General features: G+C 61.9%; 1 protein-coding gene. It reads right to left on the reverse strand.

Annotated elements, in window-relative coordinates; translation table 11 throughout:
• Positions 1–43: 43 nt before the first annotated feature.
• The coding region (locus KVS69_RS21310) for an NADH-ubiquinone oxidoreductase-F iron-sulfur binding region domain-containing protein (protein WP_302675401.1) at positions 44–244 on the reverse strand (201 nt) is incomplete at its 5' end.

Raw genomic sequence — 244 nt, forward strand, 5'->3', positions numbered from 1 at the left:
GCCGCCTCCATATCCCGATCCTTGCCCGTCTTCGTCACAATCCTTACTCCGCAGCTTCCAGAACGGCGCCATGATCCATGGCGTTGTGGCTATACTGGTCGATACGTGCCTCGATCTCCGCACGGAAGTTGCGGATGAGGCCCTGGACCGGCCAGGCGGCCGCATCACCCAGCGCACAGATGGTGTGGCCTTCGATCTGCTTCGACACCTGGAGGAGCATGTCGGTCTCGCGCTTCTGGGCGTT

This window comes from Stenotrophomonas sp. GbtcB23, assembly GCF_019091045.1.
GTDB classification, from domain to species: Bacteria; Pseudomonadota; Gammaproteobacteria; order Xanthomonadales; family Xanthomonadaceae; genus Stenotrophomonas; species Stenotrophomonas rhizophila_A.